This is a genomic window from Collinsella aerofaciens, from assembly GCF_032584215.1.
Classification (GTDB): Bacteria; Actinomycetota; Coriobacteriia; order Coriobacteriales; family Coriobacteriaceae; genus Collinsella.
Genome location: NZ_JAWHPN010000098.1, coordinates 1 through 515 on the forward strand (window position 1 = coordinate 1; position 515 = coordinate 515).

At 59.8% G+C, this 515-nt stretch carries 1 protein-coding gene; it reads right to left on the bottom strand.

Annotated features, from left to right (window positions below; genetic code table 11):
• A partial coding sequence (locus RX395_RS09925; RefSeq protein ID WP_316367320.1) for a phage tail protein I occupies positions 1-515 on the bottom strand: 515 nt, incomplete at both ends.

The window sequence follows — 515 nt, forward strand, 5'->3', positions numbered from 1 at the left end:
CATCGTAGTATTCCACCTCCTCCAAGTGGGAGCTGAACCGCTTTGCCGCTGCAAGCCGCCGTTCGATCTCCCGGAGCGACATCGCTTCAAATTCCTCCCGTTCCTCCACCGTGACGATGTTCACCCGCAGCCGGAACCTCCCGTGCGTCCCGCCGTACTCAAACCATTCCTCCAGGGTTGAACCCGGATAGATAGCGTCCGCCTGCGCCCGGACTGCGCCCACTGTGCCCATCGTCCGCCGGATGGTCAATGCCGTTTTAACGATGCGCCGTTTCCGGTCGATGTCGTACCCAGTGTCATACCAGTCGATTTTCCAGTTGACTGCCAGGGCGTCAAGCACCGGCTCCGCCACGCTGTCGATGGCGGTATAGATTTGGCTTCCGTCGATATAGTCCATGGTCTTTTTGTGCAGCACGGCAGCGGCCATGGACAGTGCCTTGACCCACGGCTGTTCCCGCCCGATACGCGGCAGGCCGTCTGTGATCTGCGCATCTCTCAGGCTTTTAATCATCCTC